The following is an 18,170-nucleotide window of genomic DNA, read 5'->3' as shown; positions in this document are numbered from 1 at the left end:
GCAGATGCGCAGCGTAACAACTGGATGTATACGGAAAAGGCTGCCTCATCCACGACATCGCGCTTTCGGTGATGGCCGGCGGCATGCTCGCCTGGGCGGTCCGGCAGCTGGTAGCGAACTGGTCATAGGCCTTTGCAAAGCCGCGTCGATGAAGCGGGTGCGGTAGCGCTGGTCGGTGTAGCGTCGAGGCATCTGTCAATCGGAGACAAGCGCGACCGCTTTTGGGACCTCACTGTTTTTTCCACCGGGACTCGACATCTCACTATCATAGTTGATTGTGGCTGCCGGTGACCCTGCGTAATGGATAGCCATTCCAACTCTCCAACAGGAAAACGGTATGTTGTATCCGGGTCGGTTTTTGGGGCCAAGCGAGATTGAGATGCTCGCCCAGGTTTGTCACACGGTCTGCAAAGAGCGCGCCCTACCTCTTGCTTCGCAGAACGGAGAGCGCATAGCTGCGCATATACTCAGGCTGTTTATGAATGGCTTGATTGAGCAGAATGAACTGCTCGATGCTGAGAGGAACTGGGCTCTTCGGCTTGACCGTTCGGGCCAGCAGACGATGTCAACTACGCGCACATGAGAGGCCGCGGGTCTCAGTTTGGTTCTTACAGCCGAACACCCGCCGCTATCTGAGATATGTTGCGGGGTTTTCTTCGCCGCGGAGTGATCCGATACAGTGCGCGGAAATCATGGCAATCCTGTTCGCAGTGATTCTGTTGATACGCGTAATCGCAGTCGCATTCTTGGTCGTAGGAAAGCCGCCAAGGCCAGTTGGGAACAAACCTGACGTTTAAGCGTTTGTAGAGCCCTTCCACCGGGCAACTCACCGAAATGCTTCTTGCCGTGCATGATTCGATGTCGACGGCCGTTTTGGCGGGCAGGAGCGCCAATGCGGAAATAGTAGGCGTGGTCGACCTCACCAACAAAGGTGAGGTCGACATCGGCATCACCAGCTTGGGAAGAGCCATCCAGTTCGTGGCCAACGCCTCGGTGCTTGGATACGACATTCGCGGCGCCATGGTCTTCTATGGCGCGCCCGGTACCCCGAGCCTAAGGGCGAGAGAGTGCGAGCGCTTGTGGGCGCAGTTTGGCGGCGCGCTTCTACAGCCGTAGCTCTATCAGGACGTTCGCCCCGCCCGTTCTTGGTATGAACGCGTACGGAACTGAGGCGCTACCCGGCCGCAGCGGGAATGGCTCAGTGGTAGCTCTAGCTGGCGACGCACTAAGCAGCTTTTCGGTGATGGGCTTTGAGCGGCTGAGCCAGCGTGAGAACGTTCGGCCGCATATCTGCCGGTGCCTGCTTTCATGTGACTGGGCGGGGCTATTGGGGAGCCGGGTTGACCACTGGGCCCTTAGCCGAGGGAAGCACACTACGGCAACCTCGCCTTTTGCTGGCTAACATCCTTCCGCTCTCAGGGACCGGACCATGCGCACAACAACAGGGTCATACGGTTTCTTTTCGGATTTCCGATAATTCATTGTGAAAAGCGCGGCACGCTGGTTGCAGACCATAATTGCACGGACGTAGCGAATCTCGCCGTTCTTGACCCCGGAGTAGCTGGCCCATTTCGGGGCTAGGCGCCGATAGGTCAGTCGCCAACCGGCCTTTTCGTCCTCGATCATGCGATGTTCAATCTCGGCGCGAAAACTTGCTTTGCCCAGTCGAGCGCCCCAAACGACCAGAAACGCGTCTCTTGGGCCCTGAAAAGCCGCGCCCTGCTCCGAATTCTGGGTCAGGACGAAATTCGGAGGAATATCGAAACTAAAGCCAAGCTGTCGGACGCCGAAGGGCTGCCACGCCTCGGCCTGAAGCAACGTGGTCCAAAAGAGAAAAATTGTAAGTCCCAGCAGTAGGCGTCGCATCGCTCTGATTTAGCGCTGGCTAACATGGTGTCCAGACGGACAGAGGTCCGTGACATAAAAATATGCATCATGGCCGCGCAGCATATGGACGCGGGATTCGCGATTGACGGCGTGCGGTCGAAACGGCTTCCGTCCCACGAAAGGAGAGGACGCAGAGGGAATTAGTGCGTCGGTATGATCGACTGACAGAAAATTGGCGAGGCCGAATGTCCAACGTTCATTGCCCGCAAAAATGGGCGCCGGTTCCTCTTGTGCCTAGGGAAGAGGAGCCGAATTATTCCCTGGCGAAGACCCTGATCTACCTCAGACGGGGGCATGCCTCAGTAACTTCGCCGTGACCTGATCCCTTCGGGGAACAATCACATCGAGCTCCAGTTTGGCCTTCAAGCGAAAGCACTGATGGAGCATGCCATGAGATTTCCACACAGCACGACGGCCGCGGCCGCCGTTTTCATTGCCCTGACCTCCCCCGCGCTCGCCCAGACAAGCGGAACACCATCACCCTCGACACCTGCACCCGCTCCGGCAACCGAACCGCCGGCCGCCGGACAGTTGCCGGATGCGACCGGACAAGCGGATGGACCAACACGCGAAATGATCCGCCAGATGGTTGAGCAAGCTGTCCGTGAGCGACTGCAGCAGGATCGCGGTTCCGAAGAGGGTTTCCGCGAGGAAGATAGTCGCAACTATCAAGGCGATCGCAACGAGGATGCTGACCGCCACGATGAAGATGGCGACCGTTGGCAGAACCACGGCGACCGCGATCGTGGACACAGAATGGCTGGACGCTGGCATCATCAGATGATGCGCGGTGCCGGCATGCGACTGATGTTCGGGCTGTTGGACACCGATGGCGACGGATCGGTGTCCGAGGACGAGGTTCAACGCGCGGTGGGCAGGATGTTCAGTAGCATTGACGAGAATGGTGATGGCAAGATCGATGTGAACGAGATCCAGTCCTTCATGCATGGCTCCAGCATGCATGGCACTGATAGCGAGGACACGCCGTAGCTGTCTTCAAAGGGAATGCCCTCCCTCGGACAAAGCGGGCGCGTGGCGGCCGATCCCGAAGCGGTGTCTCTTGGCTGTTAGGCGCCCGGCCAGCACCCTTTAGGCTTGAGCTATTCCCGCAGTCCCGCTAGACGCCAGCCGTGACAAAAAAGGCTTCGCATTGCTGATCGAGGAACGATCGAAGCCGACCAACGCAAGGTCACTCGGGCGCTCGGTCTTCCAGCAGAACGAAGGATGCGGCGATCAAGTCGTCGCCATTGATACGTCCTTGGCTGTCCTCCAACATAGTTGCAACCTTGTGGAAGGCCATCATTTCACCCGCGTCAATCTGCGCTTCACGCATCTTGGCTGTGAGATCAGCCACGCGATTTCCTAACGAATGTGATTTTGCAGTCTCGCAATTCGACATGATTAGTCATCCTTTGCCTTGGGGTTTCACGCTGCCGAACGCAATGCTTCAGCGGATGTTCCGAATTTGGCCATCAGTCTTATGGGATAGGACTTGCGTCTGATGGCGGTTGGAAGAAGCCCGAACGGCGGAACACGCAGCCGGACGCCGAATTGGAAACCCACCGTCGATCGAAGTCCCTTGTCGCCGGTTGAGATCCCGCCATCTTCACTGTCGAGAGGGTGGCGGGATCGCCTTCCGAGGAGCGAGCGCATATGAGGTAATAGATATTTGGCAGATGTACTCACGGCCATCCTGCTCGCTTCTTTTGTCTGCGCATGTTCATTCTTTTCGCGAAACCCCATCTCTCCAACAACACGCAACAACCGCGTTGCTACCCACGATTGATGCGATGACAACTGCATCAACAAAGCAAAGCCTCTTCGCCTAAGGTGCGATTGCCGCGGGCTTTCGACTTGAAGGTCGTCCAACGCGCCCGGTGGTCAGGCCATGGCGTTCAGCGGGAGCCAGGTAGACTCATCGCGAAAATCCCGCAGCGAGGCATGTCGCAAGTCCTCCTCGACGCGTGCGGATACTGGAATCCGCCTGGCTCGTTGTGACAGGCATGCGAAGATGAGTGTCGGCGCATGGACGCGGAAAAACCCGCCAGCGTGAGCCGGCGGGCCTTGTGATGGGATGGCCCGCGCGTGCGGTCAAGGCTGCGCGGGCCGACCATGATGAATGAGGGGACATCTTGGTCACCGGCACGACCGATGAAGAACGAGCCGGGTGTGACAGAACACCCTTGGAGCGAGGATGTTCCCGTCCGCACAAAAAAGCTCGCCGGCGTGAGCCGGCGGGCAGTCGCTATTTTGCCGTCAAGCGGACAGACCGCTTGCGGCCCACCCACTGCACCATTTTTCCACTTTGAGCCGAAATCATTCTCAACTATGGTTCGCCAGGCTTAAGGCATGGGGGATTGCCGATGGTTTTATCACGCAGGGGTGTCGTGCTCGGCGGTCTGGCGCTGGTCGCGGTCGGTGGAACCAGCAATATTGTTCAAGCCGCGGGGGCAAAATCCTTTTTCGCCGGTACCGCCAGCGATAACGATTTCGTCTATCGCAAGACCAACTTCGCCAAGATCGACAAGAGATGGCATCGCCAGATCGTCAAGTATTTCAGCAGCGAGCCGGTCGGCACCGTCGTGGTCGATACCCGCCACCACTTCCTCTACCTCATCATGGAAAACAAGACTGCCATCCGCTACGGCGTCGGCGTCGGCAAGGAAGGCTTCAAATGGTACGGCCGCGCGACGATCGATCGCCGCGCGCTGTGGCCGCAATGGGTCCCGCCCCCCGAAATGCGCGAGCGCAAGCCGGACCTGCCGCCCATGATCGCGGGCGGCGCGTCCAACAATCCGCTCGGGCCGCGCGCGCTCTATCTGTACCGCGACGGCGCCGACATCGGCTACCGCCTGCATGGCACGCTGGAGCCATGGAGCATCGGCACCGACGCTTCCAGCGGCTGCATCCGCATGTTCCCCGAAGATATCATCGACCTCTACCAGCGGTGCCCGATCGGCACCGCGGTGGAGGTCCTGCCGCACATCGCCGATCAGGCGCCCGCTTCCACCACTGTCGAATGATTGGCGCATCATGAACCGCATGATTGAAAACACGCGCCGGCTGCTCGCCGCCGGCCTGCTGGTTCTGGCCGCATCCTGCTCGACCAGCAACACGCTGGCCCCGTCGACGCCTGACGTCACCAACGCCGAGATTGCCGGCTTCCAGAACGTGCAGCCGGGCAGCGAGGAGGATTTTATCCTCAATGTCGGCCGCCGCACCTACTTCACGAAAGGTTCGGCCGCGCTCGATTCTGTCGCCAAGGCCACCCTCGACACCCAGATCGCCTGGCTGACAAAGCATCCGCGCTGGCTGCTCAAGCTGCAGGGTTTCGCCGACGATCCCGGCGCAAGTGAAACGGCGCTGTCACAGCAGCGCGCCGATGCGGTGATGGACTACCTCGCCGCCGGCGGCATAGACCGGAACCGCATGTGGGCCAAGGGCTACGGCAAGGACAGGCTCGTCCGCGACTGCCCCGACTCCGCCTGCAGGTCGCAGAACCGCCGCGTTGTGTCTAATTTGCGCGATGAGAGGGACGAGTCGTAGAGGCTGCTGTTTTGCTGGCCGCCAAATCAGTCTCACAACGCGACGGCGGCATGGCTGCAATGCGCCTATCGGGGACATTCACCCAGCGTTTGCCCCCCCCGAAAGCTGACGCTCCGGTGAACCCGGAATGAAGTCAGCTTCCCGTCTACCAACCTCCGGCTCAGGGCCTGGTGGGAGGCTTCGGCATGCGCCTCGACCAGTTTGCGGACGTGGCGGTTGTCCGCGATCCTGATCGGCATGAGCCTCGCCACATGTCGGTGTGCTACGGGGAGTGGGCGCCGTGGAGCTGGCAGGTACGCTCGCTCAAAGCATCGGCCGTCCGCCGGTGACCTCGTAGAGTGCGCCGGTGGTGTAGCTCGATCCTTCCGAGGCAAGCAGCACATAGGTCGCTGCAAGCTCTGCCGGTTGCCCGGGACGCTTGAGCGGCGTGTTCTTGCCGAACTCCTTGACCTTCTCAGAGGGCATCGTCGACGGGATCAGCGGCGTCCAAATCGGCCCGGGAGCGACCGCGTTTACCCGAATGCCGCGTTCAGCTACCAGTCCTGCAAGTCCGGCGGTGAAGTTGGCGATCGCTCCTTTGGTAGTGGCGTAGGCAAGCAGTGCCGGCGATGGACTGGTCGCGTTGATTGAGGATGTGTTGATGATGGTCGAGCCGGCTTCCATGTGCTTCACTGCTTCCTGGGACAGATAGAACATCGCATAGACATTGGTGCGAAAGGTGAGATCCCATTCCTCCGCGCTGATGTCCTCAAGCTTCTCGAACGACGCCTGGTGGGCTGCATTGTTGACGAGGATGTCCAGGCGCCCGCATTCATCGATAGCTCGCTGCACAAGCGACCGCGCGAAGATTTCGTCCGAGATGTCGCCGCGTGCGAGCACCGCCTTGCGCCCCGCTTCCTCGACCAAGCGCGCCGTCTCCTGCGCATCTTCGTCCTCTTCAAGGTAGGAGATGATGACGTCGGCGCCTTCGCGTGCAAATGCGATAGCCACCGCCCGGCCGATGCCCGAGTCCGCGCCGGTGATCAGCGCGACGCGGTCCGTCAGCTTACCGCTGCCGCGATAGCTCTCCTCCCCGTGGTCGGGCCGTGGATCCATCTCGTCGGTGTAGCCGGGCATGTCCTGCTGCTGTTCGGGAAGCGGCGGCTGAGGATATTTCTGCTGGGCATCCTGCATGTCAGGTCCTTTTTTGGTTGGAGTTGCGGTTGTGTCGATCCGGTTCCGTGATCGGTCCCTTGGCGGCTTTCGAGCCACCGCCCCATTCCTCGGCCTTGCACGCTTGGTCGCCGCCCATGAGGTCTGGCGAACCGCGATTTGCGGTGCCGCTGTCGGTCTTGTTCAACTCGTGCTCCTTCTTGCGTGTGGTCAGTCTTTCTCGCCGGCGGTAATCATCGACCTCAGCGGCTCTTGCGCCACATTCGCCTCGATTTCCGCGCGTCCGGGGGTATCCGGTAGCGCCTTGCGGAAATTTCTCGCATAATCCGGTGGCATCTTCGGTGGCATCATCGGTTCGTACGGGTCGACCACGGCCTCGATGACCACCGGACCCTCAGCAGCCAGGGCAGCGTCGAGAACACCTTCCACCTCCTCGGCGCGAGAGACGCTGTAGCCGATGCCGCCCATGGCTTCGGCGGCCATGGCGAAGTCGATGGGCTGGAGTTCGCAGGCGAATTGCGGGTTACCGAGGAACATCATCTGCTCCCAGGCGATCTGATTGAGCATGCCGTTCTTGAGCACGAGCACCTTGAGTGGGACCCGGTACCGAACTGCCGTCGAGAACTCGCCGAGTTGCATCGCGAGACCGCCGTCGCCGACGACCGCGAAGACCGGCCGGCCGGGAAAGGCCAGGCCCGCGGCGATCGCATAGGGCAGTCCGCATGCCATCGAGGCCAGCGCGCCCGAGACGCCGAAGGCCTGCCCGTCACGCAGCTCGATATGGCGGGCCGCCATCTCGGTGTTCTGGCCGGAATCGGCAACAAGGATCGCATCATCGGGCAATCGTTTCCCAAATGCGCGTGTAACCACCTGGGGCTTGAGCGAAGTGGCGGCCTTTTGCTCCGACTGCGCCATCATCTCGCGCCAGCGTCGCATGCCCGCCTGCGCCTTCTCGAGGAAGCTGCGATCATCCTTGCGCTTCAGGCGCTTGTTCAGCAATCGCAGCGTCACGGCGGCATCGCCGGCAAGGCCGGCCTCAACGGGATAGCGCAGGCCGATGCGCTGCGGGTCGCGCTCGATCTGCACCCCGCGCGCCTGTCCCGGCTTCGGGTAGTATTCGATGTAGGGAAAGGTCGAGCCGACGACGAGCAGCGCGTCACATTCCTCCATGATTTCCTGCGACGGCAGCGTGCCGAGAATTCCGATGCCGCCAGTCGTCAGCGGGTGATCGTCGGGCAAGGCAGCCTTACCGAGCAAGGCCTTTGCGACGGGGGCACCAAGCAGCTCCGCCGTCTCTTCCAACTCGTGCCTGGCACCAAGCGCGCCCCGACCGGCGAGGATCGCGACTTTCGTCGCGCCGTTCAGGATCTCGGCGGCTTTCGCAAGTTGTTCTTCGTCGGGAAGCCTGCTTCCTTCGAACCAACGATCCGGCGTATGCGACGGTTTGTTGCGCTTCGAGCGCTTGGCCTGGTCGAGCGTGTGCTCCTGCACATCGCTAGCGATCGACAGATGCGCAACGCCGCGACGTGCCAGCGCCGACCTGCAGGCGAGACCGGCCAGGCTTTCCATATGCGCCGCGTCGGAGACCTGCGCGTTGAAGACGGCGACATCGCTGAAGACGCGCGTCAAGTCGACATCCTGCTGGGTGAAGGTCTCGATGAGGTCGTGGAACTGCATGCCGGTAATGGCGAGCACCGGCGCTTGGTCGAGCTTGGCATCGTAGAGTCCCGTCAGGAGGTGTGTGCCGCCAGGGCCGGAAGTTGCGAGGCAGACACCGAGCTTGCCTGTCCATTTTGAGTAGGCGCACGCCATGAACGCCGCGGATTCCTCGTGCCGCACCTGAATGAAGCGGATGCGGTCCTGCCGCCTGCGCAGCGCCTCCATGATGCCATTGATGCCGTCGCCCGGCAGGCCAAAGATGATATCGACGTTCCAGTCGATCAGCGTCTCGATGAGGATGTCCGCGGCGGTCGGCATGTCTCAGTCCTACCGCGATGCGGATCCCGACGCCTGGCTGCTCTTATTCGCGGTCTTGTCAGTCTTACGCTGGTCCTTGTCGCCGCCGCGATTGCCGCGATGCAAGTCGTCGGAAGATTGAGCGGTCTTGCCGTCTTCCAAATTAGTGGCCATGCGCAAAGCTCCCTTCATCCGGCCTGCCTAACCAGAAAGTCGGTGAGATGTTCCGTGCCCGAAGGCAAGGCCGCCTACTCAGGTGCCCAAGGGAAACGTGTCAGGTATTACCACTCGATGAGGCGTGTTCGGCAGTCAGCGGCTGAACAGGCGAGGTGCGATCGAACCAGACGAAGGCATCGAACTGTTGCGAGGCCGAGGATTGCACGTAGTGGCCGAGGCTGCCTGATCGCCAAAAGCTCTCGCGGCAGAGCTGGCCGATGTTCAGGTCGCGTCTTCGCAGGTCCCTATAGCCAGAGCGCAACGCCGCCCGGACCGTCCCCATAGGCGAACTCCTCGCACCCCTCGTCGACGAATTTCCCGCGCGGGATTCCGCCTCAGTGACGAAAGGACTCGTTCGTCGCGCACACCGCGGCGGGCGATGTGCGCCTCGACCATGCGGTGCCTGGCGTGCCGGTAGTCTGGCATGGCTCCTCGATAGCTTTAAAAAGACGGCAGGCTTAGTCGTCCTGCCTGCGCTTGTGGTGCTCGCTCTCCTGGTTTTCGCCGCGGATCATCTGGCGATCGTCCTTGTCGGTCAATTCCACGCCCTCGTCGCGTAGATTGGCGCCGTCTTGCCGCGCCTCACGCTCCTGCTTGGATCTCTTCAGCTCATCCTCGGCATTGAAATCGTCGCCGGCATTGCTGGTGTTCTCGCGCTTTTCGATGATGCGCAGCTGCTGCTCGTGGGTCTTCCGGCCGGCCATGGCAAGGTGCCTCCTACTTGTTCGTGCGTCCGGTCTGGTCAGGGTTGATGCCGCCCTGAGGCGTGACGTCGTTCTCGACATCGCCTTCGAACGTATTGTCCCCATCGAGAGCATCGTTCTCGTCGAGCATATCGCCGCCCTTGACCGCGCCCTTCGAGGTGCCGATTCCCGGGTTGTCTCGCAGATCCTTGTCCGTGGGCTGTTTAGTCTTGGGGTGTTGGTTGGTCATGGAATTTCTCAGCGCTGGTTGAGCTTGGACGAAAGACGGTCCTGGCGCTGTCCAACTTCAACGTGGAGAAAATGTTCCGGAACATATTCGCTGTGTCAGGTTCGGTGCGCGTAAGCGGCCAGGCGGCCGCCGTCTCGGCTAGCGAAACTCCAAGCATGCCACATTACATCCCATTCCGAGGCGAATTGGCGGGCTAAAGTGAAAATCGAGACGGTCGAAAGCTTGCAAGGAGTGGGTGCTCTGTTCCGGTGGCGATCTCGGTTGCAAGCAGTTCGCCGGCAATCAAGCCAAGTGTTGCGCCGCTGTGGCTGAAGGCGACGTAATACCCCTCGATCTCCCGCAACTGGCCGAAGACCGGCTCGCCGTCTCCGGGGATTGGCTTGGGCCCGACACCGTAGCTCTCCAATTCCAATTTCGGATGACCGTCGAGAACATTCGACGCTTCGTCGAGAAGCCCCTGGATGGTCGATGCTTTTACGCGATAAGTCCCGTCCGGATTGACTACCACCTGTTCTTCCGACCAGGCAGAATCGAGCGCGAGGGCGCCATCAGGCGTCGGCCGGATGGCGACACGCGGCGTGTTGAGCACGGCGCGTAGCGGCAAGTCGACTGGCTTGGTCCTGACCAGCAGCGCGATTGGTGTCCCATCGGCAATACGCTGACCGGCCACGGCAACCATTCGCGGCACATCCGCACCGGTCGCCAGAAGCACCGCGTTGGCGGCGAAGCTGACCCCGCTGGTGGTGGTGACGCCGGTGGCGCGGCCGTTGGCGACGGTGACGGTAGCGCTTCCGGCCTCGGTGACCACCTGGCCGCCCCGCTCCACGAATTCCGCGATCAATATTTCGATCAGCGACGGCAGGTCGACCCAGCCCTCACCCGCGTTGAAGATCGCGCCTTGAGGCGTGACAGCGCTTGCGCAGACACCCGGCGTGACCAACCTTATGGCGTCCGCGGACAGATGCTGCGCATCATAGCCGAGACGTTTTTCGTGAGCGAAGACATCGGCGATCTCGTTTGAGGCATCGTCCGCATCCCACGTCAGGCCACCGTCGAAACGCAGCCAGGCGGCATCCGGGCATCGCGCCGACAAACTGCGGTAGCGGTCGATACCGATCATGCGCAGGCGATGATATTCAGCCGAGCGCCTGCGCGCCGAATTGATCCAGGCGAGCGAGCGGCCGGAAGCTCCCTTGGCGAGCGGTCCATCATTGACCAGCACGGTCTCGATGCCGAGCCTTGCAAGATGAACGGCCGAGGAGACGCCAAAAATGCCGCCGCCGACGACAACGACCTTGGAAACCTGATGTGATGCAGCCATGAGATATCTTTCACTGGTGGAGGTTGGTTTGGGCGGCCGTCTTGAAGGGCTCATGCGTGATCAAAGCACTTCGGCAAGGAAGTGCTTCAGACGTGGGCTTTTCGGCGTGTCGAAAATCGCTGCAGGCGTGCCGGCCTCGATGATGCGGCCTTCATCCATGAAGACGACCTGATCGGCGACCTTGCGGGCGAAGCCCATTTCATGTGTCACCACGACCATTGTCATGCCGCGCCGGCCGAGATCCGCCATGAGGTTGAGCACGCCCTTCACCAGTTCGGGATCGAGTGCGCTTGTTACCTCATCGAACAAGATGACCTCCGGGTCCATCGCCAATGCACGAGCGATTGCCACACGCTGCTGCTGGCCACCGGAAAGGCTCCCTGGACGATGGTGTTTGCGGGTCGCAAGCCCGACGTCGGCAAGGCGCGCCTCGGCGATGCGCTCAGCTTCCTGTACAGGGAGCCCCTTTACCTTGGTCAGCGACAGCATGACGTTTTCGAGCGCGGTGTGGTCGGGAAACAGATTGAACTGCTGGAAAACCATCCCGACACGCCGGCGCAGTTTTTCAGGCTTCATCGCCAGGATGCTCGCACCATCGAGCAACACCTCACCGCCCTTGGGCTCGACCAGGCGGTTGAGGCAGCGCAGCAGGGTCGACTTGCCCGAACCTGATGGGCCGATCACGCATGTGACCGTGCCAGGCTTGACTGCCAGGCTGACGCCTTTGAGAACATCGAGGTCGCCATAGGCCATGTCGAGATCGGTGATGGCGAGACTGCCGCCCTTGAAGCGGGGCAGCGCTGAGCGGGCATCAGAGCCGGCCTCCGAAGGTGCACTGCCGGTGGCGCCCTCCAGTTCGCTCACTTCGGCCAGGCCGCTGATGACGAGGCCGGCCTTTTGCTTTCCGACCCGCAGCGAGTTGTCGATGTAGTTGACCACATGGGTCAACGGCACGGTGATGACGAGATAGAACACGCCGGCCAGAAGCAATGGCGAGAGGTTTCCGGTGACCACTGCCTGGTCCTGACCGACACGGAAGATCTCGCGCTCCGAGGCGAGCAGACCGAGGAAGTAGACAAGGCTTGAATCCTTGACGTTGCCGATGAACTGGTTGACGAGGGCCGGCAAGACGCGGCGGATGCCTTGCGGGATCACGATCAGGCGCATGCCTTGGCCGTAGCTCATGCTGAGCGCCCTGCAGGCCTCCATCTGCCCGCGCTCGACGCTCTGGATGCCCGAGCGGAATATTTCGCCGATATAGGCGCCGGCGATCAGGCTCAGCGCAAGAATGCCGAGCGGAAAGGGCGAAGGGCCGAAGATTTCACGGCCGATGCGGGCAAAGCCCTGGCCTATCAGCAGGATGGTGACGATCGCCGGCAGCCCACGGAATATATCCGTGTAGACCCGCGCCGGAATGCGCAGCCAGCGCGATTGCGAGATGCCCATGACCGCCAGGATCATGCCGAGAATGACACCCAGCACCGTCGACGCGGCGGCGAGGATCAAGGTGTTCTTCAATCCGATGGTGATCATGCTGGGCAGCACGTCCGCCATGGCCTGCCAGTCGAGGAAACTGCGCCGCAGGTTTTCGAGCCAGTTCATTCGCCCCCCTTTCGGTTGCGCTATTCACATCGTCCGCATCAAGGACGGCGGCGTAATCCGGCCGCCGGCATGAGAGCCAGCGGCCGGGTACGGTCTACTTCTTGGGAAGATACTGGTCGGGCATCGGCGAGCCGGGGAACCACTTTTCATAAAGCGTTTTCCAGGTGCCGTCCTGCATGGCCGCGTGAAGGGCGGTGTTCAGCGCATTGCGGAGCTTGTCGTTGCCCTTGCGCAGGACAAAGCCGGCCGGCGCGTCAAAGGAAGGAATATTGACCGCGATCTTCAGGTTCGGATAGCGAACGCCATAGTCCTTGGCGGCCTCGTAATCGAGGAAGTGGGCATCCACGGTTCCGTTGTTAAGCGCCGAAACGGCGGAGTTGTTGTCGGGGAATTTGACGAGATCGGTTCCGACAAAATTCTTCGCCGCGTAGATTTCCTGGAGCGTGCCTTGTACGACGCCGAGACGTTTGCCCTTGAGCTCGTCCGCCGACGTGATCGCCTTGTCGGCAGTAAGCACGGACAGATAGCCTGCGATATACCCGTCGGAAAAGTCGACGGTCTTCTTGCGTGCTTCCGTCGTGCCGATTGCCGCGACCGCGACATCGAAACGCTCGTTTGCAACCGAAGGCATCAGCGCCGAGAATTCCTGGCCGGTGAAGATCACCTGGTCGGGCTTGAAGCCAAGGCGGCTCGCGACGTTGCGGAACAATTCGATGTCGAAGCCGGTGAACGACCCATCGGCCTGGGTGAAAGCGTAGGGTTTGGCATCGCCCATGGTTCCGACGCTGATGACCTTCGCATCAATGAGGCCATAGGGATTGTCATCCGCGGCGGCCGCTCCTGAAACCAGCCCGGCGCCGACGCACATCGCCATAAGAGCCATTGCGCCGGTTCTGACCGGGCACATCAACGACTTGAGAATTTCTTTCCTGCTCATGTCTTTCTCCACTCTGAAGGTCTGTTCTTCTTGGTATTTCCGTCGAGCCGCCATCTGGCGCGCCGACATGCCCTTGCCGAAATCACGGTCCGTCACGCCTCTCGGCTCCACTCCCTTAAAGAGACCGGTCTCATATTGCGTGAGACCGGTCTCTTTGTTAATCGTTATCGCCACGTTGACCTCCCGTCAACAACTCTTGTAGTCGTCATCCGATGAAAAGAACCGCCCCCAAGACCCCGTCGATAACGGTCAGCGACGTCGCCCGCGCGGCCAATGTTTCGAAAGCGACAGCCGCGCGCGTGCTCGGCGGATACGGCGTCGTCAGCGACATGATCCGCGCGGAAGTCATGGCCGCGGCCAAGGCCTTGGACTATCGTGCGAACGAGCTCGCCCGCAGCATGACGACCGGCCGCTCCGGCATCATCGGCGTGGTTGTCGGCGACATCGAGAACCCGTTCTTCAGCCTCGCGGTACGCGGCATCAGCGACGCGGCAAAGGCAGCCGGGTTCAACGTCATCCTGGCCAATTCCGGCGAGAAGATCGAGGCGGAAAAGGCGGCCGTGAAACTGCTCATCGGCAAGCGCGTCGACGGGCTGATCGTCACGCCGTCGGAATCGCGCGACATCGCGCACCTGCGCGATATCCACCGCTCGGGCCGACCGCTTGCCCTGCTGGATAGGGCGCTGGCAGATCTGGATGTCGATACGGTCACGACCGACGATCGCGGCATCGCCATGCTGGCGACCCGCTTTCTAGCCGATGCCGGCCACCGCAACATCGCCTATGTGACCGCGGTCGACGCCGAAGGGCACGAGTACCGCGATCTCGGGCAGATCTACACCTCGTCGGTCCGTGAGCGCATCGACGGTTTCCTCACCGTGTGCCGAGAGGCCGGACTTGATCGGCCAGAACGCTTTGTTCGCCTTGGCGCGACAAGCCCCACCGAAACGCGCAGGGTTGCCGGCGAGATGCTGTTGGCGCCGGATCGGCCGACGGCGATCCTCGCCTCCGACAGCGTCATTGCGCTGGAGATCTTCAAGGTGACCCGCGAGCGCGGCCTGCGGGTTCCCGACGACATTTCGCTCATCACTTTCCATGATGCGGACTGGACGAGCGTCACCACGCCGCCCATCACCGTTATCGACCAGCCCGTCTACGCGCTTGGCAAGAGCGTCGCGGAATTGCTCATCCGGCGATTGAAGGGAGATTCCCGCCCGGCGGAAAGGCTCGTTTTGCCGACCGCCATCATTACACGCGGATCCGTTGGCCCGCCCTCGGATGGAAAGCCGCAAGTGCGCCAAGCATAGGCCTGACGGCGGTACGGCCCACATGAATACGTTAGAACAAGGTCGACGCACTCCGCTTTAAGAATGTACGTCGATCAACCCAGCAAGCACCCTGATCGCAATGCCGCGTCCACCGTCATCGGGACGGCACGTGCCGGCTCATGGTTTGAAGAGCATGACGATGAGCCAGATGCCCGGCTACTTCTTGCGCCTGCCTGGCTTCAGGGCCGCCAGAAGACTGCTGATCCTGCCGGCCTTGCGGTTGCGGATCTCGGCCTCGTTCTTGCGGCGCACCGCGGCGCGGACAAGCCTGGCGCCGAGATAACGCAAAGGCTCGGGCGGCAGCGACATGCGCCGCTCGATGCCGACCAGACCGCTTTCGCTCCAGCGATCCTTTCGCTCGAGCACCAGGCTCGCCAGAATGCGTCCGGCTATCGGCGTCTGCGCGATGCCGGTGCCGTTGAATCCCATGCCGTAGAAGATATTGGGATAATCGCGCAGGTGGTCGAAGACAGGAACGTGTTCAGGCACGCAGTCGATCGGCCCCGACCAGTCATATTCGATCGCCACACCGCGCAGCGACGGGTAGACCCGATGCAGCTCTCGCATATTGTCGCGGCCGTGCTCCGGGCTGCGGTTGAAGCTGGCGCCGAAATTTCCACTGAAGGCGACGTTGCCGCTGCCACGACCGAAGACCACCCTGCCCCCGATGGTGCGCTGATAGTAGAGCACCTGGGCCTGGGAATCGCAGATCGAGGCACCGTCGCGCCAGCCGATGCTGTCGAGCAGTTCGGGAACGGCGGCAGTGGCAATCACCTCGCTGCCGACCACATAAAGATGCCGCCGCAGTTCCGGCAGCGCGGAAAGCCAGGCGTTGGCGGCAAGCACGATTTTGTCAGCCCGTACCGCGCCATGCGCCGTGCGCACCGTGCATGTCATGCCGGGTTCGATGGCGAGGACCGGGCTGCGCTCATGGATGATGACGCCGCGTGCCAGTGCCAACTTGCGCAATCCGATGGCAAGTTTGGCGGGATGGACCGTGCCGGCAGTGGTCTCGACCACGCCGACATAGGAGGCCGATGAACCGGTGCGGCGTTGAATGTCCTCGGCTGTCAGCGGGCTGAAACGGTTTTCTCCAACAGCCGCCGTCAAGGCCACGGCGGTCTCCCAAGCGCCTTCCTGCGCAATGGAGCTTGCTGTCCACAACCATCCGTCCAGCCTCAGGTCCATGTCTATGGTGCCGTTTTGCTGCAGCGCCTTCAGCTCCGCGATCGATGCCACCGTGTCGGCGCACAGCAGGCGCGCTTCCTCGAGACCGACGACCGCACTGATCTGGTCGATTTCGGCGAACCATGAATGGACCTGACCGCCGTTGCGCCCCGAGGCCCCCGATCCGCACAGATCGGCTTCAAGGATGACCACCCGCGTTTGCGGCGCCAGTTCAAGGATCCGCAGCGCCGTCCACAGACCGGTATAGCCGCCACCGACGATCACCACGTCGGCGCGCTCGTCGCCTCGCAATGGCTCGGTCGCAGGGGCGGCGGTAATGTCCTGCAGCCAAAACGACCGGTCAGATGCAAGCGCGACCGCAGGCTGTCGCAAACGAAGTGTACTCACGCTTGGGCTCCCTGCGCATCGACAATGAAGCTGGCATATTTGGCTCGCAGCCAATCGGGTATCGGACGCGGTCTCTGGGGAAACCCGCCGAGATGGGTGCAGGTCTGTGCCGCCGCGATCGACGCCCTGTGCAATGCCTCCAGGGCGCCAAGGCCGCCGAAATGGAAGCCGGCGAGGAAGGTGGCAATAAAACTGTCGCCGGCGCCACACGTATCCACGACATCGACAAGCGTCGCCGGCGCATGCACGACATTCGTGCCATCGTCGAAGTAGGAGCCGCGTCGACCACAGGTCAAAACCACCTGCCTTGCGCCGGCCGCCCTGAGCGCGCCCAGCGATGGCTCGATGGGAACATCGACATCGTCCGGTCCGGACGCAAACAAAAGCGGGACACCGTCGAGCGGCAGCGCCATATGGGCGGTCGATAGATCGATGCTGAACGGCACATGGTCCGCCACCAATCGTTGAACAAGGTGCTTGTTGGCGTTGGTGCCGAGATGCACCCAGTCGGCCGCGGCGATGACCGCATAATGCGCGGGCACCGGCATGAAGTTTTCGCCCACACCGAAGGATTCGTGCAGGAACTTCCGGTCGCCGGATTCATCGCGCAGCAAGGTGACGGCCGTATCGCCGGGACGCCGTTCGACGTCGTCGGGGGATAGGCCGGCACCTGCCAGCTCGGCAAGCACCACGTCGCCTTCGGGATCGTTCCCGACGGCGCCGAAATAGCGCGCGGCCCAGCCGTTGCGCCGCCATTGCACCGCGACATTCAAGGCGTTGCCGCCCACCGTCATCAAGTTGTTGGTCAAATAGGCATCAAGGCAATTGTCCCCGACCGCGGTAAGCTCCTTCGACATCATGCCGGCACCGTTGCGCGATTGAGGTATGGCGCGATGGCGCCAAGGCAGCGTGTCCAGGCTTTTACCGGATCGAGCGCGTAGGAGCCGTTGCCGAACGGCTCGAAGGTGAATTTTCCGGCATAGCCGAGGCGCGCGAGCTCGCTGACGTAGTGGCCAAGCGGCAGCGTGCCCTCCCCCCACACCAGATGCCCGCCTGGCGTGCCGTCGACCAGATGGACATGCGCCAGCCGCGAGCCGAACAGGTCGATATAGCCGGCCACGGTGTCGCCGGCCGTGGCCATGGCGACAGTGTCGAGCACGACATCGACGTTGCCGGCGCCCACCTCATCCAGCATTTGGCGCAGGCCTGCCGCATCATTGACGATGTTGCTCTCGAACCGCTGCAACGGCTCGAGCAGGCAGCGCACCCCGTTTGCGGCGGCATGCCGGGCGATCTCGCCGATCGCGTCGACCGCGCGGTCCCACGCCGGTTGCCGGGATTGGCTCTCGTAGCCCCGGCCGGGCGTCAGGAAGAGATAGCGGGCGCCAAGCGCCGCGCAGATTTCGGCTGCACGGCAAAACCGCTCGATGCTGTCCTGGCGCAGTGCGGCGTCGCCGGAGGCAATGTTGATTGGATACAACACCTGCTCAGGCGTAAAGCACCAAGCCGACAGCTCGTTGTCGGCGAGTACCCGGCGAACGGATTCGACACGCGCGTCCGTGGCGTGGAACAGGTCCAGATGCTGGGCAATCCCCCACAGCTCGATCTCGCGCAGGCCAAAGCCTCGGATCGTCCTGGCGACCTCATCCAAAGGGAAGTGCTGGAAGCTGAAATTGGCTCCGATCAGCTGATGAGCAGCGAGTTGCGGCATGAAGGC

At 61.8% G+C, this 18,170-nt stretch carries 19 protein-coding genes; 5 read left to right on the top strand and 14 right to left on the bottom strand.

What is annotated here, in order from left to right; translation table 11 throughout:
- Positions 1-858: 858 nt before the first annotated feature.
- Positions 859-1,116 (top strand): hypothetical protein, encoded by a 258-nt coding sequence (locus NKI31_RS24940; protein WP_352652808.1) that lies wholly within the window; start codon positions 859-861, stop codon positions 1,114-1,116.
- A 282-nt stretch (positions 1,117-1,398) separates the two neighbouring features.
- On the opposite strand, the gene NKI31_RS24935 is transcribed toward NKI31_RS24940, so the two are convergent.
- Positions 1,399-1,818: a hypothetical protein gene (locus NKI31_RS24935; protein ID WP_245270154.1), complete on the bottom strand. Its 420-nt coding sequence runs from the start codon at positions 1,816-1,818 to the stop codon at positions 1,399-1,401.
- 459 nt (positions 1,819-2,277) lie between these two features.
- Between NKI31_RS24935 and NKI31_RS24930 the strand changes: the two genes are divergently transcribed.
- Complete coding sequence (locus tag NKI31_RS24930; protein WP_031205277.1) at positions 2,278-2,877, top strand: EF-hand domain-containing protein; 600 nt, start codon at positions 2,278-2,280, stop codon at positions 2,875-2,877.
- Between the two features lie 199 nt (positions 2,878-3,076).
- Here the strand turns inward: NKI31_RS24930 and NKI31_RS24925 are convergent, their stop codons facing one another.
- Positions 3,077-3,241 (bottom strand): hypothetical protein, encoded by a 165-nt coding sequence (locus tag NKI31_RS24925; RefSeq protein WP_023667766.1) that lies wholly within the window; start codon positions 3,239-3,241, stop codon positions 3,077-3,079.
- 1,009 nt (positions 3,242-4,250) lie between these two features.
- On the opposite strand from NKI31_RS24925, the gene NKI31_RS24920 reads away from it, so the two are divergent.
- The gene (locus tag NKI31_RS24920; RefSeq protein ID WP_023682764.1) at positions 4,251-4,910 is read left to right on the top strand and encodes a L,D-transpeptidase; all 660 of its coding nucleotides are present in this window, start codon (positions 4,251-4,253) and stop codon (positions 4,908-4,910) included.
- Positions 4,911-4,920: 10 nt separating this feature from the next.
- Positions 4,921-5,433 (top strand): OmpA family protein, encoded by a 513-nt coding sequence (locus NKI31_RS24915; RefSeq protein ID WP_023732303.1) that lies wholly within the window; start codon positions 4,921-4,923, stop codon positions 5,431-5,433.
- A 303-nt stretch (positions 5,434-5,736) separates the two neighbouring features.
- Here NKI31_RS24915 and NKI31_RS24910 read toward each other — a convergent pair whose 3' ends face one another.
- The 9 genes from NKI31_RS24910 to NKI31_RS24870 all read right to left on the bottom strand — a co-directional run bounded on the left by NKI31_RS24910 (position 5,737) and on the right by NKI31_RS24870 (position 13,550).
- Complete coding sequence (locus NKI31_RS24910; protein ID WP_352652807.1) at positions 5,737-6,606, bottom strand: SDR family oxidoreductase; 870 nt, start codon at positions 6,604-6,606, stop codon at positions 5,737-5,739.
- 1 nt (position 6,607) lies between these two features.
- Entirely contained in the window at positions 6,608-6,772 is a 165-nt protein-coding gene (locus NKI31_RS24905; RefSeq protein ID WP_023710084.1) for a hypothetical protein, read from the bottom strand.
- A gap of 23 nt (positions 6,773-6,795) precedes the next feature.
- A complete protein-coding gene (locus tag NKI31_RS24900) occupies positions 6,796-8,562 on the bottom strand; it encodes a thiamine pyrophosphate-dependent enzyme (protein WP_352652806.1) in 1,767 nt (588 codons plus the stop codon).
- 253 nt (positions 8,563-8,815) lie between these two features.
- Positions 8,816-9,040, bottom strand: a complete 225-nt coding sequence (locus NKI31_RS24895; RefSeq protein WP_352652805.1) for a hypothetical protein — start codon at positions 9,038-9,040, stop codon at positions 8,816-8,818.
- Between the two features lie 175 nt (positions 9,041-9,215).
- The gene (locus NKI31_RS24890; RefSeq protein ID WP_023682770.1) at positions 9,216-9,461 is read right to left on the bottom strand and encodes a hypothetical protein; all 246 of its coding nucleotides are present in this window, start codon (positions 9,459-9,461) and stop codon (positions 9,216-9,218) included.
- Between the two features lie 13 nt (positions 9,462-9,474).
- Positions 9,475-9,690, bottom strand: coding sequence for a hypothetical protein (locus NKI31_RS24885; protein WP_023667757.1), 216 nt, complete (start codon positions 9,688-9,690; stop codon positions 9,475-9,477).
- Positions 9,691-9,883: 193 nt separating this feature from the next.
- The gene (locus NKI31_RS24880; protein WP_023682771.1) at positions 9,884-11,011 is read right to left on the bottom strand and encodes an NAD(P)/FAD-dependent oxidoreductase; all 1,128 of its coding nucleotides are present in this window, start codon (positions 11,009-11,011) and stop codon (positions 9,884-9,886) included.
- Between the two features lie 60 nt (positions 11,012-11,071).
- Positions 11,072-12,613, bottom strand: a complete 1,542-nt coding sequence (locus NKI31_RS24875) for an amino acid ABC transporter permease/ATP-binding protein (RefSeq protein ID WP_023667755.1) — start codon at positions 12,611-12,613, stop codon at positions 11,072-11,074.
- A gap of 94 nt (positions 12,614-12,707) precedes the next feature.
- A complete protein-coding gene (locus NKI31_RS24870; RefSeq protein ID WP_023804463.1) occupies positions 12,708-13,550 on the bottom strand; it encodes an ABC transporter substrate-binding protein in 843 nt (280 codons plus the stop codon).
- Positions 13,551-13,762: 212 nt separating this feature from the next.
- Between NKI31_RS24870 and NKI31_RS24865 the strand changes: the two genes are divergently transcribed.
- Positions 13,763-14,857: a LacI family DNA-binding transcriptional regulator gene (locus NKI31_RS24865; RefSeq protein ID WP_352519530.1), complete on the top strand. Its 1,095-nt coding sequence runs from the start codon at positions 13,763-13,765 to the stop codon at positions 14,855-14,857.
- Positions 14,858-15,034: 177 nt separating this feature from the next.
- On the opposite strand, the gene NKI31_RS24860 is transcribed toward NKI31_RS24865, so the two are convergent.
- From NKI31_RS24860 to NKI31_RS24850, 3 genes are read right to left on the bottom strand one after another with little or no spacing between them, the layout of a single operon-like run.
- Entirely contained in the window at positions 15,035-16,453 is a 1,419-nt protein-coding gene (locus tag NKI31_RS24860) for an NAD(P)/FAD-dependent oxidoreductase (protein ID WP_352519529.1), read from the bottom strand.
- The gene (locus tag NKI31_RS24855; RefSeq protein WP_050588867.1) at positions 16,450-17,310 is read right to left on the bottom strand and encodes a PfkB family carbohydrate kinase; all 861 of its coding nucleotides are present in this window, start codon (positions 17,308-17,310) and stop codon (positions 16,450-16,452) included. The genes NKI31_RS24860 and NKI31_RS24855 overlap by 4 nt, the downstream gene beginning before the upstream one ends.
- Complete coding sequence (locus NKI31_RS24850; protein WP_023804467.1) at positions 17,310-18,164, bottom strand: sugar phosphate isomerase/epimerase family protein; 855 nt, start codon at positions 18,162-18,164, stop codon at positions 17,310-17,312. The genes NKI31_RS24855 and NKI31_RS24850 overlap by 1 nt, the downstream gene beginning before the upstream one ends.
- Positions 18,165-18,170 lie beyond the last annotated feature (6 nt).

The sequence above is a fragment of the Mesorhizobium sp. M0659 genome (assembly GCF_040320605.1).
In the GTDB taxonomy this organism is placed as follows: domain Bacteria; phylum Pseudomonadota; class Alphaproteobacteria; order Rhizobiales; family Rhizobiaceae; genus Mesorhizobium.
Note: the sequence above shows the minus strand (reverse complement) of the source record. Positions and strands in the feature narration are given on the sequence as shown.

Excerpts from the sequence above, each read along its gene's own strand:
- NKI31_RS24940 (WP_352652808.1), top strand. The coding sequence starts at position 859 with ATGTCGACGGCCGTTTTGGCGGGCAGGAGCGCCAATGCGGAAATAGTA.
- NKI31_RS24930 (WP_031205277.1), top strand. The coding sequence starts at position 2,278 with ATGAGATTTCCACACAGCACGACGGCCGCGGCCGCCGTTTTCATTGCC.
- NKI31_RS24920 (WP_023682764.1), top strand. The coding sequence starts at position 4,251 with ATGGTTTTATCACGCAGGGGTGTCGTGCTCGGCGGTCTGGCGCTGGTC.
- NKI31_RS24915 (WP_023732303.1), top strand. The coding sequence starts at position 4,921 with ATGAACCGCATGATTGAAAACACGCGCCGGCTGCTCGCCGCCGGCCTG.
- NKI31_RS24910 (WP_352652807.1), bottom strand. The coding sequence starts at position 6,606 with ATGCAGGATGCCCAGCAGAAATATCCTCAGCCGCCGCTTCCCGAACAG.
- NKI31_RS24900 (WP_352652806.1), bottom strand. The coding sequence starts at position 8,562 with ATGCCGACCGCCGCGGACATCCTCATCGAGACGCTGATCGACTGGAAC.
- NKI31_RS24895 (WP_352652805.1), bottom strand. The coding sequence starts at position 9,040 with ATGGGGACGGTCCGGGCGGCGTTGCGCTCTGGCTATAGGGACCTGCGA.
- NKI31_RS24890 (WP_023682770.1), bottom strand. The coding sequence starts at position 9,461 with ATGGCCGGCCGGAAGACCCACGAGCAGCAGCTGCGCATCATCGAAAAG.
- NKI31_RS24885 (WP_023667757.1), bottom strand. The coding sequence starts at position 9,690 with ATGACCAACCAACACCCCAAGACTAAACAGCCCACGGACAAGGATCTG.
- NKI31_RS24880 (WP_023682771.1), bottom strand. The coding sequence starts at position 11,011 with ATGGCTGCATCACATCAGGTTTCCAAGGTCGTTGTCGTCGGCGGCGGC.
- NKI31_RS24875 (WP_023667755.1), bottom strand. The coding sequence starts at position 12,613 with ATGAACTGGCTCGAAAACCTGCGGCGCAGTTTCCTCGACTGGCAGGCC.
- NKI31_RS24870 (WP_023804463.1), bottom strand. The coding sequence starts at position 13,550 with ATGAGCAGGAAAGAAATTCTCAAGTCGTTGATGTGCCCGGTCAGAACC.
- NKI31_RS24865 (WP_352519530.1), top strand. The coding sequence starts at position 13,763 with ATGAAAAGAACCGCCCCCAAGACCCCGTCGATAACGGTCAGCGACGTC.
- NKI31_RS24855 (WP_050588867.1), bottom strand. The coding sequence starts at position 17,310 with ATGTCGAAGGAGCTTACCGCGGTCGGGGACAATTGCCTTGATGCCTAT.
- NKI31_RS24850 (WP_023804467.1), bottom strand. The coding sequence starts at position 18,164 with ATGCCGCAACTCGCTGCTCATCAGCTGATCGGAGCCAATTTCAGCTTC.